The sequence below is a fragment of the Halorubrum sp. Ea1 genome (assembly GCF_002252965.1).
Taxonomy (GTDB): domain Archaea; phylum Halobacteriota; class Halobacteria; order Halobacteriales; family Haloferacaceae; genus Halorubrum.
Window position 1 is genome coordinate 35,352 of sequence record NZ_NHPG01000041.1, and the last position, 14,663, is coordinate 50,014.

A 14,663-nucleotide genomic window follows, 5' to 3' on the forward strand; every position below is an offset into this window, starting at 1 on the left:
GACCGCGTTCTCACACCCTGTGGATCCGGTTTTACCCTTAAGTTAACGCTCCGCTCATGTTCGGCCATGACGAGAGAATGGGACGACAGCGGTCGACGCACGGCTTCCAGACGCGGGTTCCTCTCGGCGGCCGCGGCGCTCGGAACGGTCGGGCTCGCGGGCTGTGGCGCCCCGCGGGCCGAGAGCACCGCGGCGGCGGAGAACGCGGCCGGCGGCGGCGAGGCGGCGGCCGAACAGGTCGCGGAGTGGTCCGGGAGCGACGCCACCGCCGTGGAGACGGACCACCCGTACACGACGCCGCGGACGACCATCGACCTCGACGAGCGGGACGGCGCGATCACGGTGTCCACGACGCCGTGTCGTCACCGGTTGCTCGGCGACGAGACGAAGGGCGGCCCGTGGGAACTGCCCGAGGTCTGGGCGTGGCAGACGCCGGACACGGACCCCAGCGTTCCCGGCCCGCTGCTCCGGGTGACCGAGGGGACCGAGATGGAGATCACCTACGACAACACCGAGCACAACCGGCCGCACACGTTCCACGTCCACGGGCTCTCGAAGAACTGGATGGACGACGGGGTCCCGACGACGACCGGCCAGCAGGTCGCCCCGGGCGAGGAGCACACCTACGAGATCACCGCGAACCAACCCGGAACGCACCTGTACCACTGTCACTACCAGACGCAGAACCACCTCGACATGGGGATGTACGGCATCCTCCGCGTCGACCCCGAGGGGTACGAGGCGCCCGACAAGGAGGCGTTCATGACGATCAAAGACTGGGACACGCGCCTCTCCGCCTCGATGGCCGGCGGCGACGTCTCGTTCAGTCATCGCGACCGCAACCCCGACGCGTTCACCGTGAACGGTCGCTCCGCGCCGTACACGTTCCACCCCGAGCAGGGGTCGCCGCTGATCGTCGAGGAGGGGGACCGGGTGCGGATCCACTACGTCAACGCCGGCTACGAGTCGCACGCGATGCACACCCACAACCACGGGTTCACCGTCGTCGAGAAGGACGGCGGCGTCATCCCCGAGGCCGCCCGGCACCGCGAGGACGTGATCCCCATCGCGCCCGCGGAGCGGAAGACGATCGAGTTCACCGCCGGCGCCGACCCCGGCGTGTACGCGCTCCACTGCCACAAGGTGAACCACGCGATGAACGGCGACACCTACCCCGGCGGCATGATCGGCGGGATAGTGTACGAGAGCGTCACGGACACCGAGCAGTTCGCGTCCGTGATGGAGATGGCCGGCTACGAGGCCTGACGGCGTCCAGCTACGAGGCCTGACGGCGTCCAGCTACGAGGCCTGACGACGGCCCCCGTGGAATTCTCTGGCGGCCGCCCGGTCAGGCCGAGTCGACGCCGGAGGCGATCTCGGGCGACTCCGACTCGGCACCGGCTTCGTCTCCCCCGCTGCCTTCGCTCTCAGCCTCCCGACGGTTACGGACGGTCAGCGCCGCGAACAGGGCGAACCCGATGGCACGGAGCGTCAAGTCGAGGAGGAGCGCGTCGACGGAGACGCTCACGCCGACGAGCCCGAGCGTGTCGAACACGGACTCGGAGAGCAGTCCCGGCGCCATCAGCAGCAGCGAACTGAGCGCGAACGCGGCGCGGGCGCCCCGGCCGACGCGCGTGTACAGCGTCCCGATGACGGTCGCGCCGAGCGCGATCACGCCGAGGAACACTCCGACGACGGGGACGAGGATCTCCGGCACCGAGTAGGTCAGTTCGGCGAGGTCTTCGAACCCGATCACGCGGTACCGCTCGCGGAGCGGCAGGTCGGCGGCGTTCGCCTTCTCACGCAGGAGGACGATCCCCGGCGCGAGCACGAACGCGAAGGGCACGATAGCCTTGTTCAGCGACAGCGAGAACGCCTTCACGCCGGTCTCGAACGGGTCGGACTTGGCGACCCCGCTGGCCGCGTACGCCGCCACGGCCACCGGCGGCGTGATGTCGGCGATCACGCCGAAGTAGAGGATGAACAGGTGGGCGGCCAAAAGCGGGATGCCGAACTCCACGAGCGGCGTCGCGAGCATGGAGATGAGGATGATGTACGTGACCGTCGTGGGCATCCCCATCCCGAGGATGATGCTCGAGACGGCCGTCACGAGCAGCATGACCACGATAGATCCGCCCGAGAGCGCCAACAGCAGCGAGGTCAGGTTCGGACCGAGCCCGGAGACGCTGATGACGCCGGGGATGATCCCCGCGGCCGCGACCGCGACCACGACCGGGACCGCGGTGCGCGCGCCCTGCTCCATCGACGTGACCACGAAGGTGCCGAGCTTGAACGGCTGGCTGTCCTCCAGGTCCCGGCCGGTCCGGTCGCCGACCGTCTCGGCGGCGTCCCGGACCGAGGGGTTCAGATCGAGCAGCGACGCGTCGAGGTCGGGCTTGGACAGCAGCGTGAGCACCCCCGCGAGCATCGCGTACCACTCGATCCCCCTGAACAAGGCGCTGACCGCCTCGGCGGGCGGGAGCCCAGCACCGCCGGATCCGGTGACGAGGCCGACGACGTTCACGCCGGCCACCGCGTAGCTCGCCAGTTCGAGGCCGACGATCGCCGCGAAGACGGCGAGGAGGCGGAGCCGCGTCTCCTCGCTGTACGCCGAGACGAGCGCGATCAGCCCGACGAGCGCCACGAGCGTGAACCACGCCGACCGGGAGACCGAGAGCCGCTCGATGATGAGGTAGTAGAGGAGGAGCGCGATCGGGACCAGGTAGAACCAACCGCGTTTGAGGTGGCTCCAGAGGTCCACGGTGTCCTCGCCGGCCACGCCGCCGATCCCCGCCTGGACCGCCTTGAGGTGAACCATCACCCAGACGCCGAAGAAGAAGACGATCGCCGGGATCGTCGCGATGATGATGATGTCGGCGAACGGCGTCGCCGTGTACTGGACCATCAGGAAGGCGGCCGCACCCATCACGGGCGGGAGGATCTGCCCGCCGGAGGACGCGGACGCCTCGACGGCGCCGGAGAACTCGGGCGAGTAGCCCGACCGCTTCATCAGCGGGATCGTGAACGCGCCGGTCGTGACCGTGTTGGCGATCGACGACCCCGAGATCGTTCCCATGAACCCGCTGGCGAGGATGCTCGCCTTGGCCGGGCCGCCTTTGCGACCCCCGGTGAGCGCGTACGCCAGGTCGATGAACCACTGGCCCGCCCCGCTCATCTCGAGGAACGACCCGAACAGGATGAAGATGTAAATGAAGCTCACCGACACCGTCACCGGAATGCCGAACACACCGTTCTCGGTGTTGTACCAGAGGTTCTGAACGATGTCCGGCCAGGTGAGTTCCGGGATCGCGAGCAGCCCGAGGAAGGGCGTGCCCGTGCTGATGAGGTACCCCCAGCGGGCGTAGACGATGAACGTGGCGACGATGATCATCAGCGGGAGGCCGAGCGTCCGGCGGGTGGCCTCCAACACCAGCAGGACGCCGGTCACGCCTAGGATCATCGCGTAAGAGTATTCGCTCACGAAGGGGACGCCGCCGAGCAGCGGTTGGAGGAACGCGTACACCTCGGTGATCGGTCGTCCCGAGTCGACCCCGAAGACGCGCATGTTCTGGATCTCGGCGAACTCCGTCAGGAAGTAGAACGCCGACAGGAACGCCGCGACGATGAACACCAGGTCGACCGGAGCCACCCGGTCGCGGTCGGGGTCGAGGAACGCCCAGCGCACCCCCGCCCGACCCCGTTCGAGCAGCCGCGTGACGGGATTCTCCTCACCGAGGCGCCGGGACGCCGCCGGCGCGATCCGACCGAACGCCTGCGCGACGAACCCGTCACCGGTGCTCACCGGGAACAGCAGGAAGGTGAGCACGAGCGCGAAGGCGACGTGGATCGCGTTCGCCTGCAGGAGCTGGAGCGAGACCTGCCAGGGGGCGAGCGAGATCCCCGCGAACTCGACGGTCGGAAGCCAGACCGTGAAGGTGAAGCTCCGCGCGGCGAGGAACAGCTGAAATACCGAAAACGCGATCCCGATCGCCGCGACCGCCACCGCGGCGGCCCCTCGCAGCGATCGGCGGCGCTCGATCTCCTGGATCAGCTCGTCCGCCTCCTCGCGGGAGATCTCCTCGTCCGTCCCGTCGTCAGGCGGGGCGCCAGTGCCCGGGTCGTCGCCCCCTGGCCCGTTGCCCTCGGGGCCGCCGTCGTTCGGGTCGTCGATACCGCCGTCCGTTCGATGGGTCGTGGTCATTGGATCATCTCGAGAGGCGACCGTCGTTCGATGTGTAATCTCACGTCGTTGCCGTCCGTCACCGCGACGAGGTCGTATCGCCGGTCATCGACGATCAGCGTGTGGTCGGCGATCCGCCCCGGCGAGACGGAGAGCTCGTCGAGCACCGTGATCGGCTCGTCGGGCTCGTAGACGAGCGTCCCGTTCACGTTCGTGACGTTGACGCGCGCGGGCAGCCCCCACCCGTAGGACTCGAACTCCATCCGGGTGTTCACGAGCGTCTCCCCGTCGACGCGGTACTCGTCGTACACCCGGGACTTCTCGACGCTGTGGGTGTACTCGAGGGCGACCGTGCTCCCGTCGCTCACCTCCGCCGTGACGTACCGCTCGCCCGTCTCGATGTCCTCGACGACGAGGACGGCCCCGACCGGAGCGGTCGCCGCGGCGACGGCGATCGCGAGCACGCCGATCGCGAGGATCGCGGCACCGACGTTCGGCTGAGAAAGGCGGCCCATGTCTTCGAGTGATTCCGGTGGTGTCGAGTTCGGACAGCTCGTGAAGCAGTTTCAAACAGGGCACGACCGGCCGTCGGCGGCGCGGTCCCCCGCGATCGACCGGGGCGCGTCCCGCAGTGGAACCGATACGACTCGCCCGCGGCTCCCTCCGAGCGGACGGCCCGCGTCGGGGCCGTCGTCGGAGCGCCTACGCGTCGAAGTAGGCCGCGGCTCCCTCGTGCAGCTCGATGGACATCCCGTCCTGCGCGCTGTCGACGGTGATGAAGTCGGTCTTGATCGTAAGCTCGCCGAGGTTGTCGAAGATGGCCGCGGTGACCGTCTCGACCGTGTCGGCCGGCACTCCGGCGTTCGTGGCGATCATCGCCTGCACGGCGACGGTCTCGACGTCCTCCTCGACGCCGGTGTAGGTGCCGCCGGGGATGGTGTCGTTCGCGAACCAGGAGGCGTCCTCCTTGACGGCCTCGCGGTTGTCGCCGCTGATCGGGACGATCTCGATGTCGTTCGTGTTCGCGAGGTCCTCGATCGCGCCGACCGGCCAGCCGCCGACGACGAAGGCGGCGTCGATGTCGCCGTTGGCGAGCTGTTCGGACGCCTGCGAGAAGCCGGCGTTCTGCTCGTTGTAGTCGGTGATGCCGACGGATTCGAGGATCTGTAGCGCGTTGACCTGCGTCCCCGACCCGAGGTCGCCGGTGTTGATCGTCGCGCCGCTGAGGTCCCCCACGGAGGAGATGTCGTTCTCCGCCAGCGTGACGAGCGTGATCGTCTCCGGGTACAGCGTCGCGACGCCCCGGAGGTTCTCGATCGCGTTGTCCTGGAAGGCGTCGATGCCCGTCCCGTTCTTCGCGAAGGAGGCGATGTCGTTCTGGATCAGCGCGAAGTCGGCCGACCCGTCGGCGAGGCTGCCGACGTTCTCGACGCTCGCGCCCGTCGACTGGACGTTCAGCGAGAAGTCGGTGTTCGCCTCGACGATGGTCTTGACCTCGTTCGAGAGCGGGAAGTAGGTCCCGCCGGTCCCGCCCGCGTGCCAGCTCAGGCGGCTTCCGCCGTCGCCGCCGTCGCCGCCGTCGGACCCGTCAGAGCCGTCAGAGCCGTCGCTCCCGTCGGACCCGTCAGAGCCGTCGCCACCGTCGGACCCGTCGCCGCCGTCTCCCGAACAGCCCGCGATGCCGACGAGACCGGCGGCAGCGGCTCCTTTAAGAATTTTACGTCGATCGATGCTCTCTGTGTTGTAATCGTCCGGCATAGTTTTACGATCTGATCACTTCCGTATGTATCTGTCGGACGAATCTCAGTGGAGCATCCGCGGTTTAAATACGGCGATTCAGGCACGTACCGGACGTTTCTGCCGCTAAAAGCCGCGTTCCCGTTTCGACGCCCGGCGGATCCGGGGCGCGCCGTGAGAACCGGTGCGCCGGCTCGGTCGTCTAGGCCTGCTCCGCGCCGTAGACGACGTTGACGCTGACGCGGACGCTCACGTCGCCGGTCTCGACCCCGGTCGCGGCGTCGCCGCCGTCGCCGCCCCCGGCCATCGCGGATTCGGCGACCCGGTACGGCGTCACTCCGGCGTCCGCGGTCGAGACGCGGTACGCGCCGGTGACCTCGAGCCCGCTGGAGTTCGCGAGCACGGCCGCGTCGCCGTCGGCGTTCGCCATCGCGTTCTCGATCGCCTGCGCGCGCACCTCGCGCTCGCGCTCCTCGCTCAGCCCGAACTCGATGCGCTCCACCTCGTCGGCGCCCCCGTCGATCGCGACGTCGATGACTTCCCCGACCGCGTCCACGTCGTCGATCGTCAGCGCGTAGCTGTGGACGCCCTGATACGTCGTCCGGTCCGGATTGTCCCGCGTCTCGTAGGACTCGCGCACGTCGTAGCGCTCGGTCCGGATGTCGTCCTCGGTGAGCCCCCAGTCGGTCAGCGCCGCCCGGAGCGACTCGTCCGCGGCGGAGAGCTCGTCGCGGACCGCCGCCGAGTCGTCGCCCGTCGCGGTCACCGCCACGCGGATCGTGGCGCGGTCCGGCTCGGCCGTGGCCACGCCGTCCGCCGTCACTTCGATGCTCCTGTCGAGCGCCGGTTCCTCTCCCGGGGCCGCGTTCGCGGCGGTCCCCGCGTCTCCCGTCGAGCCGGGGAGTCCCGCGCAGCCCGCCAGCGCGACGAGCAGCACGAGCCCGGCCGCGGTCATCAGTCTTCGGTCCATGTGCGAGCCGTCGCCGGGAACCAACAATAAGTCGCCGGTGAGACAAAGAGCCGTTTGCGCTATCGGGCGCGTCGCCCCGCGCCGCGATCGATCACGCCGCGTCGTCCGTCGCGTCTCTGCGGCCGTCCGCTTTCTCCCCGTCCGCCTCCTCGTCGTCCGAGTCGTCGTGGTCGGTGACGACCGAGGGCTCCGGCGGGGCCCCGTCGCTCCCGTCGCCGCCCGCCTCCTCGTCGTCCGGACCGACGTGGTCGGTGATCACCGTCGACTCGCTCGGCTCGTCGTCGGGGCGCTGCTCTGTGGCCCCCTCGTCGGCGGCGTCTCCACCGTCGTCAGAGCCGACGGCCGCGAGCGGTGCGGGGCCGGAATCGTCCGGGCCGGAGAGCTCGGCGCCCCGCGACGCGCCGTCGTCGCGCTCGACGCCGCCGTCGGGCGGCCCGGTGACCCGCCGTCCCGATCCGAACAGCCGATCGCGGATCGAGCGGCTGCTGGGGCGCTCGGCGAGCAGCACCGAGCAGTCGACGTCGTGGATCACGTCCAGGTGCAGCGAGTCCGAGACGAGCCTGGAGAGGAGCCCCTTCTCCGTCGCGCCGATGATGACGAGGGTGGTGTTCTCTGCCTCGCGCGCGATGGCGCCCTCGACGTCGCCGCCGTCGTCGACGATCTTGTTCGCGTTCGCGAGGTCGTTTTCCGCCGCCCAGTTGGTGAGGAACCCCTCGCCAGCGGCGCGGTCCTCCGGGCCGTCGACGACGTGTAGCAGCGACACCTCGGCGCCGGCGGTCCGCGAGAGCACGCTCGCGACCTCCGCGCCGAGCCCGGAGTCCGGCCCCCCGGAGGTGGGGAGGAGGACCCGCGAGGTGTCGAGGTCGCTCTCGCTCAGAATGAGGAAGTCGCAGGGGAGCTGGTTGGTGAGCTCGTCGATCGGGCGCTCCGCTCGGGCGGCGCTCCACAGCTGGTCCTCGCCCCAGCCCATCAGCACGGCCTCCGGGCGGGTCCGGCGGGCCATGTTGAACACCTCCTCGAACGACCGATGGGAGACGACGGTCGACGTCGAGACGTCGACGTCGTACCCCTCGGCGGTGTCGCGGAGCCCGGCCATTCCCTCCTCCGAGACGTCGGCGATCCGGCCCGCGCCGGCCGACAGCGACATCCGCTCCGGCGCCTGGACGACGTGGACGATGTGGACGAGCCCGTCCTCGTGGTCGCTGGCGAGTCGGCTCGCGAGTTCGACTATCGGTTCGTCGGTGCGCGGGTTCGTGATCGGCACCATGATCCGGTACCCCTCGTTGGCGAACAGCGTCGCCTCCGTGGCGTCTAAGATCGGCACGTACGAGCGGCCGGCGGCCCGGCCGAGCACCCACTCGGGCACCGTGAGCCTGCGGGACATCCCCTCGAAGCGCGCCTCCTCGAGCCGCTCCTCGCTGGTCTGGAAGTAGTTCACGATGGTGACGAGCACGACCCCGCCGACGGTGTTGCCCAGCAGCACCGGCGCGACGAACCCGCCGAGGCTGCCGACGAGGGAGATCCCGCCGGTGTACAGCCCGAGGTTCTGGGCGAACAGCAGGTACAACACCTCGGTGAAGGAGACGACGACGTGGTAGAGATTCCCGAGCGGGATCGCGAGGAACGCGAGGTAGACGACGAGCAGGCGGGTGACGGAGTTCGTGGAGGCGAACCCGACCCAGACGACGCCGGCGACGATCAGCCCCGCCATCGCGGCCTTGAAAAAGAGGGGCCAGAAGCCGACGTCGAGCCCGCCGGTCGAGATGTAGATGGCGGAGTCGACGACGGCCTCGTCGGAGAAGACGCCGCCGTACGAGAGCACGAGCGCGCCGAACGCGCCCCCCGTGAAGTTCCCGGCGAGGACGATCCCCCAGTGGCGCAACAGCGTCGGCAGGCTGGCGAGCCGTTCCAAGGTCAGCGCCACCGGCGGGAGCGTGTTCTCGGTGTACAGCTGGTACCCCCCGATGATGATGTAGATGAATCCGAGCGGGTACAGGAGGACGCTCAAGATCGGGTGGGTGTCGGTGGCGGCGGTCAGCGAGACGTACAGCATGAAGGTGATCGTGATCGCCAGCCCCGCGGCGACGCCGCTGAAGAAGAGCTCGCGCCCGCCGGAGGTCACCTCCTCGTCCGCGGCCGCGACGATCCGCTGGAACACCTCGTCCGACGAGAAGCGGTCCCGGACCGCCTCGCCGACCGCCGGCGCGCCGCTGCGGGAGCGCTCGACGACCTCGCGCATCGAATCGTCGTCGGGCCGTTTCGAATCGGTCACTGTCCCTACCGTCTGCGGCGCTGTTAAAAAGTACTTCCTCTTCCGCCAGTGGCCGTCAGAACCGTCGAACGTCACGTTTCGCCACTGATATCCCCGCATTTCCGCACGAACGCGCGACGGGCACGCCCGAACGTCCGGAACGCGCGCCGCGCGCCGCGGCGTCAGGCGCGCTCGATCGTCACGAGCCGCACCTCCACCCGGACGTCCTCGCCGATCGTCGCCTCGATCCGGCGGTCGAGCGCCTCGGCGATCCCCCCGACGCCGACGCCCGGCGGCGCCCCGACCGTGACCACCACGCGCTCGGTGTCGAGCGGCGGGACGCTCCCGCCCCGCTCGACCTCGAGTTCGATCAGCTCCATCCCGGTGTCCATCGCGGCCAACTCGTCGCTCGCGGCGGTTCGGATGTCCGACTCGGTCGTGGAGGCGACGTACGAATCGTAGGTGACGCCGCCGAGGAACACCGACAGCACCGCGATGGCGGCGACGAGGATCGCGGCGCGCTTCACGAAGGCGGCGCGCGCGTCGTCCTCGCGGAACCACCGCTGCGGCCGATACCCCTCGTACCACAGCATCACCAGCGCGGAGAGGTTGATCGAGAGGACGTTCACCGCGACGATCACGCCCGCGCCGACCACGAGCCGGGGGATCCGAAACGCGATCCCGATGCCGACGGCGGCCGCCGGCGGGATGAGCGCCACCGCGATCATCACGCCGACCAGCGTCGCGGAGACGCCCGTCATCAGCGAGACGATCCCGGCGATCCCGGCGCCGATCGCCACGACGAGCACCAGGACGTTCGGGGCGAGCCGCTCCGACACCTCGGCGAGTTCGAGCGGGTTGAGCCCGGGCGGCACTAAGGCGAAGGTCCGCAGGACGAACGCGAACAGCGTCGCGGCCGCGACCGCGACGACGACCCCGAGCACCTGCATCCGCACGCCGCGCCTGAACATGTCCTCGTCGTCGACGACGGTGCCGATCGCGGCCGACATCGCGGGACCGATCAGGGGAGCGATAACCATCGACCCCACGACCGTCGCCGGCGAGTCGAGCAGGAGGCCGGCTGTCGCGATCACCGCCGAGATGACGGTCATCAACACGTACGTGCCGACACCGGACGCGAGGTCGTCCGCCTTCGCCTGTAGCTCCTCCCGGGAGATCCGGTCGCCCCCGCGCTCGGATTCCCGCTCGTACTCCTCCTCGAGCGCCTCGAACCGCCGGGAGATGACCGTCTCGGCTGCGACGATGACCGTGTAGGTGCTCTCGTCTATCCCCGCCTTGCGGAGGCGTTCGAGGACGGGCTCGACCGCGGCGGTCGGGAGCGGGAACGTCGCGACCGCCGTGTACTCGCGCCCGCTCGTCTCGTCGGTGACGACGTAGTCCACGCCCTCGTCGTCGAGCGCCCGGACCACGGCCGCGCGCTTCCCCGCCGGGATCATGACCTGAACGAGTCGCACGGTGGGGGGGTCACGCCGCCGGTCCTTATAACGGGCGGTGGGGGATGTCGGCCCGTCCCTCGCCGGTCTCGCGAGAAACGGAACTTTAATGCGCGAATCCCTCGCACCTTCGGACAAGAATGCTCTCGCCGCTGGCTATCGACACGTTCCTGCTCGATTACCATCTCGGGCACGTCATACTGCTCGGGTTCATCGTCTCGCTGCTCGGAGCCGCGCCGCTGAAGTCCCAGCGCGTGATCGCCTCCGTCTTCGGCGGCTTCGGGCTGATCTTCCTCGTCGCGCCGTACACGACGATGCCCAAGACGTACATCCTGATCGGTATCCCGCTGATCCTCATCGGCACGCTGCTGTGGACGATGGCCGACAGCTGACCGGCGCGCGACTCGTTTCAGGCGTCTCCGCTCTCCTCGCTCGTTCCCCGCCCAGCGGCGCGGTCGGAGGCGGTCGCCGATCCCGTCCGTCGTTGTTCGATCCCGCTCCTTTTTGCACCCCGGGCGACACTCCTCGCCATGGTCACGGTACGGGCACCCGCCACGAGCGCGAACCTCGGTAGCGGGTTCGACGTGTTCGGCGCGGCCCTCACCCGGCCGGCGGACGTCGTCACCGTCGAGAAGGCGGCGGAGACGACGATCGAGGTCACCGGGGTCGGCGCGCAGTACATCCCGGAGGACCCCGAGAAGAACACCGTCGGCGCGGTCGTCGAGGCCCTCGACGCGCCGGCGCGCATCCACATCGACAAGGGGGTCCGCCCGGCCTCCGGGCTCGGTTCCTCGGCCGCCAGCGCGGCCGGCGCCGCGGTCGCGCTCAACCGGCTGTACGACCGGGGGCTCTCCCGCTCGGAGCTGGTCCCGATCGCCGCGGAGGGGGAGGCGGTCGTCTCGGGCGTCGCCCACTCCGACAACGTCGCCCCCTCGATCCTCGGCGGGTTCACGGTGACGACGAGCGAGGCGACCCACGCGGTCGACGCCGCGGTCCCCCTCGTCGTCTGTCTCCCGGACGTTGCGGTCTCCACTCGGGACGCGCGTCGGGTCGTCCCCGAGAGCGCGCCGATGGAGGACCTCGTCGAGACGGTCGGCAACGCGGCGACGCTCGCGATCGGGATGTGCCGCTCCGACCCCGACCTCGTCGGCGCCGGCATGTCCGACCCGGTCGTCACCCCGGAGCGCGCCCGCCTGATAACGGGCTACGACGAGGTGCGCGCCGCCGCCTTCGACGCCGGGGCGACGGGCGTCACCGTCAGCGGCGCCGGGCCCGCGATCATCGCCGTCTGCCGCGAGGACCGCCGGCGAGGAGTCGCCGCCGCGATGCTCGACGCCTTCTCCGGCGCCGGGATAGACGCCCGCGCCTACCAGACCCGGATCGGAAAAGGGTCGACGGTGTTGGAGGGGTAGGCGATCCGGCGGTGACCGGACGCCGGGTCGTCGACGGCGAGCCGCCGGCTCGTCGGCCACGAGCCGCGCTCAACAGTTGTTCTCGATCTCCGCGGTGTCCCAGACCCTGTCGACGAACGCTTCTCGGCCGAGCTCTCCGCGATCGAACGCCGCCGCGGCCTCGGCGCAGACGTGCCACGTCCCGGTCGTGCACTCGTGGAGCGAGGTGGCCCACAGCGACACGCCGTCCGGCGGGTTCGACGCGAACGCCGCGGACAACGCCGAGATCTCTCCTCGAAACCGGTCCTCCCCGGCGTGGGGGGCGCCGCGATACCTGAGCTCCCAGACGTCTCCGCCTTCATCGAACCCGACCCGCTCGGTGCCGTCGTCGTCCGTGAACCGGGTCAGCCCGTCGGTCTCCGCCTCGACGGCGGCCAAGAGCTCTCGGGCACCGGGGCTCTCGGGGGTCTCGTTCGCCGCGAGGAACCGCTCCTCGTCGTCGCCGGCGGTCGCCGGGTCCTGCGCACAGCCCGTCCCGGGGGTCTCGGCGCCGTCGCCGGCGGTTCCCCCGTCCTCATCGGGGGCTCCCCGGGTACACCCCGCGAGCGTCGCCGCGAGACACCCCGCGACTCCGGAGAGGCAGCCTCGTCGGTTCATACGCTTGCTATTTCGCTTCCGGTGAGTAATAGTTCCGGTCGCTAAAACGTCCGTTTTGGCTTCAGTGACGGCGATTCACACATATCCGGCGCTCCCGTCGTCCGCGGAACCCGCACCGAAATCGAAGTTCGCTACTTAAACGCCGCGGCCCTGCAGCTTCTCCTCCTCGGGCATGTCCTCGTTGGACTGGCCCTTCATGCCCTTGCCGGTGCCGCTCGCGATCCGGGCGAGCTCCTCGGGGTCGTCCCAGTTGTTGACGGCCTCGACGACGGCGGTGCCCATCGCCGCGGGGTCCTCCGCGCCGAAGATGCCGGAGCCGACGAAGATGCCGTCACAGCCGTGGTACATCATCAGCGCCGCGTCGGCCGGGGTCGCGATCCCGCCGGCGGCGAAGTTGACGACCGGGAGCCGACCGGCCTCTGCGGTCTCGTGGACCAGGTCTCGGGGAGCGCCGTGCTCGCGGGCCCACTTCTCGCGCTCCTCGTAGTTGAGGCCGGTGAGCGTCCGGATCTGGTTTTTGATGGTGCGCTGGTGTTGAACGGCCTGGTTGACGTCGCCGGTGCCGGCCTCGCCCTTCGTGCGGATCATCGCCGCGCCCTCGCGGATGCGACGGAGCGCCTCGGGGAGGTTGCGGGCCCCGCAGACGAACGGCGACGCGAAGTCGCGCTTGTCGGTGTGGTACTCGTCGTCGGCGGGCGTCAGCACCTCCGACTCGTCGATCATGTCGACGCCGAGCGCCTCCAGGATCTCGGACTCCTTCCGGTGGCCGATGCGCGACTTCCCCATCACCGGGATCGAGACCTCGTCGATGACCTCGGGGACCCGCTCGGGGTCGGGCATCCGGGCGACGCCGCCGCGCTTACGGATGTCCGCCGGGACGTGCTCCAGCACCATCACGGCGACCGCGCCGGCGTCCTCCGCGATGCGGGCCTGTTCGCGGTTGACGACGTCCATGATAACGCCGCCCTTCTGCATCAGCGCGAAGCCGCGCTTGACCAGTTCGGTCCCCCGCTTCAGCTCCTCCAGATCGGTGGCCTCTGCCATACTGGATCCGTGGGTCGCCGGGCACTTAACGGGTCGCTTTCGCCGGGATACCGATTCGCTCGGCGGCCGGGATTCGACCCCGAAACCCCGCCGTTCGTCGCCACCGCAACGCCGAAGTCATCGGCCGTCGCAGATCCGGCCATGACGACCGGAGCCATCGTCGCCGGCGGTCGCTCGACCCGCTTCGGCGACCGCGACAAGTCAGTCGCCGCGCTCGCCGGAACCCCCATGATCCGACGGGTGGCGGACCGGCTCGCGGGGCGGGGGGACCCGGTCCCGCCGGGCGCGGCCCGCGCCGCGGGCGGCGACCCCGTCGTCGACGACCTCGTGATCAACTGCCGGCCGGACCAGCGCGAGGCGATCGCGGCCGCCGTGGAGGGGGTCGCGCTCCCGGTGACGTGGGCGCTCGACGACGAGCCCGACCTCGGGCCGACGGCCGGGATCCGCAACGCCTGCCGGGCCGCCCCCTCGGCGTACGTCGCCGTCGTCGCCTGCGACATGCCGTTCGTCGACCCGGGGTTCCTCGCGTCTCTCCGCGAGGACGCGGCGGGGCGCGAGGCGGCGGTCCCGCGGCTCGACGACCGATGGCTTCAGACGACGCAGGCGGTCTACCATGCCGACGCGATGGCCGACGCCTGCGACCGCGCGCTCGCCCGCGGCGACCGGAAGGTACTGGCGGCGCTGGACGAGCTGGACCGCGTCGTCGTCGGCGACGAGGCGATCCGCTCGCGGACGACGGAACGGACGTTCACGAACGTTAACACGCGAGAGGAGCTGTCGGCGGCGGCGGACGCGGTCGCGGAGGCGATCGAGACGGCGGCCGACGGCGACACCGACGGTCGGGAGAGTGACGGCAACACCGACGCCGCTCAGTTCTTCAGGACCTCGTACGCCTCGTTCAGCTTCTTGAACGCCTCCTCGTCGCCGTCTTCCCCGTCGGGGTGGAGCCGCTTCGCCCGCTCGCGGTAGGTCGACCGGA

General features: G+C 70.1%; 12 protein-coding genes and 1 pseudogene. 4 read left to right on the forward strand and 9 right to left on the reverse strand.

Translation table 11 applies throughout. From position 1 onward, the window contains the following. Positions 1–66 precede the first annotated feature (66 nt). Entirely contained in the window at positions 67–1,266 is a 1,200-nt protein-coding gene (locus DJ73_RS05625) for a multicopper oxidase domain-containing protein (protein WP_094557484.1), read from the forward strand. Positions 1,267–1,348: 82 nt separating this feature from the next. Here the strand turns inward: DJ73_RS05625 and DJ73_RS05630 are convergent, their stop codons facing one another. The 6 genes from DJ73_RS05630 to DJ73_RS05655 form a co-directional block, all read right to left on the reverse strand. Then, complete coding sequence (locus tag DJ73_RS05630) at positions 1,349–4,201, reverse strand: TRAP transporter permease (protein ID WP_094557485.1); 2,853 nt, start codon at positions 4,199–4,201, stop codon at positions 1,349–1,351. Next, entirely contained in the window at positions 4,198–4,695 is a 498-nt protein-coding gene (locus tag DJ73_RS05635) for a DUF1850 domain-containing protein (RefSeq protein ID WP_094524169.1), read from the reverse strand. The genes DJ73_RS05630 and DJ73_RS05635 overlap by 4 nt, the downstream gene beginning before the upstream one ends. 187 nt (positions 4,696–4,882) lie before the next feature. Next, a complete protein-coding gene (locus DJ73_RS05640; RefSeq protein WP_094557486.1) occupies positions 4,883–5,938 on the reverse strand; it encodes a TAXI family TRAP transporter solute-binding subunit in 1,056 nt (351 codons plus the stop codon). A gap of 181 nt (positions 5,939–6,119) precedes the next feature. Next, positions 6,120–6,887 carry an SIMPL domain-containing protein gene (locus DJ73_RS05645; protein WP_094524167.1) on the reverse strand — a complete coding sequence of 256 codons (768 nt, stop codon included), beginning with the start codon at positions 6,885–6,887 and terminating at the stop codon, positions 6,120–6,122. Between the two features lie 91 nt (positions 6,888–6,978). Beyond that, entirely contained in the window at positions 6,979–9,126 is a 2,148-nt protein-coding gene (locus DJ73_RS05650) for a formate/nitrite transporter family protein (protein WP_176451081.1), read from the reverse strand. Positions 9,127–9,320: 194 nt separating this feature from the next. Then, complete coding sequence (locus DJ73_RS05655; protein ID WP_094557490.1) at positions 9,321–10,595, reverse strand: TIGR00341 family protein; 1,275 nt, start codon at positions 10,593–10,595, stop codon at positions 9,321–9,323. A 137-nt stretch (positions 10,596–10,732) separates the two neighbouring features. On the opposite strand from DJ73_RS05655, the gene DJ73_RS05660 reads away from it, so the two are divergent. Further along, entirely contained in the window at positions 10,733–10,984 is a 252-nt protein-coding gene (locus DJ73_RS05660; protein ID WP_094524165.1) for a hypothetical protein, read from the forward strand. 138 nt (positions 10,985–11,122) lie between these two features. After that, positions 11,123–12,004: a homoserine kinase gene (locus DJ73_RS05665; RefSeq protein ID WP_094524164.1), complete on the forward strand. Its 882-nt coding sequence runs from the start codon at positions 11,123–11,125 to the stop codon at positions 12,002–12,004. A 69-nt stretch (positions 12,005–12,073) separates the two neighbouring features. Here the strand turns inward: DJ73_RS05665 and DJ73_RS05670 are convergent, their stop codons facing one another. Together DJ73_RS05670 and pdxS are read right to left on the reverse strand one after the other, a co-directional pair. Then, positions 12,074–12,640, reverse strand: coding sequence for a hypothetical protein (locus tag DJ73_RS05670; protein WP_094524163.1), 567 nt, complete (start codon positions 12,638–12,640; stop codon positions 12,074–12,076). Positions 12,641–12,775: 135 nt separating this feature from the next. After that, the gene (gene pdxS / locus DJ73_RS05675) at positions 12,776–13,684 is read right to left on the reverse strand and encodes a pyridoxal 5'-phosphate synthase lyase subunit PdxS (RefSeq protein WP_094524162.1); all 909 of its coding nucleotides are present in this window, start codon (positions 13,682–13,684) and stop codon (positions 12,776–12,778) included. A gap of 141 nt (positions 13,685–13,825) precedes the next feature. On the opposite strand from pdxS, the pseudogene DJ73_RS05680 reads away from it, so the two are divergent. After that, positions 13,826–14,494: pseudogene (locus tag DJ73_RS05680) on the forward strand (molybdenum cofactor guanylyltransferase); the annotation flags it as partial. A gap of 59 nt (positions 14,495–14,553) precedes the next feature. Here DJ73_RS05680 and DJ73_RS20860 read toward each other — a convergent pair. Continuing rightward, a partial coding sequence (locus DJ73_RS20860; RefSeq protein ID WP_254921597.1) for a J domain-containing protein occupies positions 14,554–14,663 on the reverse strand: 110 nt, incomplete at its 5' end.

Bases quoted from the DNA above. Each gene is read 5' to 3' on its own strand.
- DJ73_RS05660 (WP_094524165.1), top strand. From the start codon at position 10,733: ATGCTCTCGCCGCTGGCTATCGACACGTTCCTGCTCGATTACCATCTC.
- DJ73_RS05655 (WP_094557490.1), bottom strand. From the start codon at position 10,595: ATGATCCCGGCGGGGAAGCGCGCGGCCGTGGTCCGGGCGCTCGACGAC.
- DJ73_RS05635 (WP_094524169.1), bottom strand. From the start codon at position 4,695: ATGGGCCGCCTTTCTCAGCCGAACGTCGGTGCCGCGATCCTCGCGATC.
- DJ73_RS05625 (WP_094557484.1), top strand. From the start codon at position 67: ATGACGAGAGAATGGGACGACAGCGGTCGACGCACGGCTTCCAGACGC.
- DJ73_RS05670 (WP_094524163.1), bottom strand. From the start codon at position 12,640: ATGAACCGACGAGGCTGCCTCTCCGGAGTCGCGGGGTGTCTCGCGGCG.
- pdxS (WP_094524162.1), bottom strand. From the start codon at position 13,684: ATGGCAGAGGCCACCGATCTGGAGGAGCTGAAGCGGGGGACCGAACTG.
- DJ73_RS05645 (WP_094524167.1), bottom strand. From the start codon at position 6,887: ATGGACCGAAGACTGATGACCGCGGCCGGGCTCGTGCTGCTCGTCGCG.
- DJ73_RS05630 (WP_094557485.1), bottom strand. From the start codon at position 4,201: ATGACCACGACCCATCGAACGGACGGCGGTATCGACGACCCGAACGAC.
- DJ73_RS05640 (WP_094557486.1), bottom strand. From the start codon at position 5,938: ATGCCGGACGATTACAACACAGAGAGCATCGATCGACGTAAAATTCTT.
- DJ73_RS05650 (WP_176451081.1), bottom strand. From the start codon at position 9,126: ATGCGCGAGGTCGTCGAGCGCTCCCGCAGCGGCGCGCCGGCGGTCGGC.
- DJ73_RS05665 (WP_094524164.1), top strand. From the start codon at position 11,123: ATGGTCACGGTACGGGCACCCGCCACGAGCGCGAACCTCGGTAGCGGG.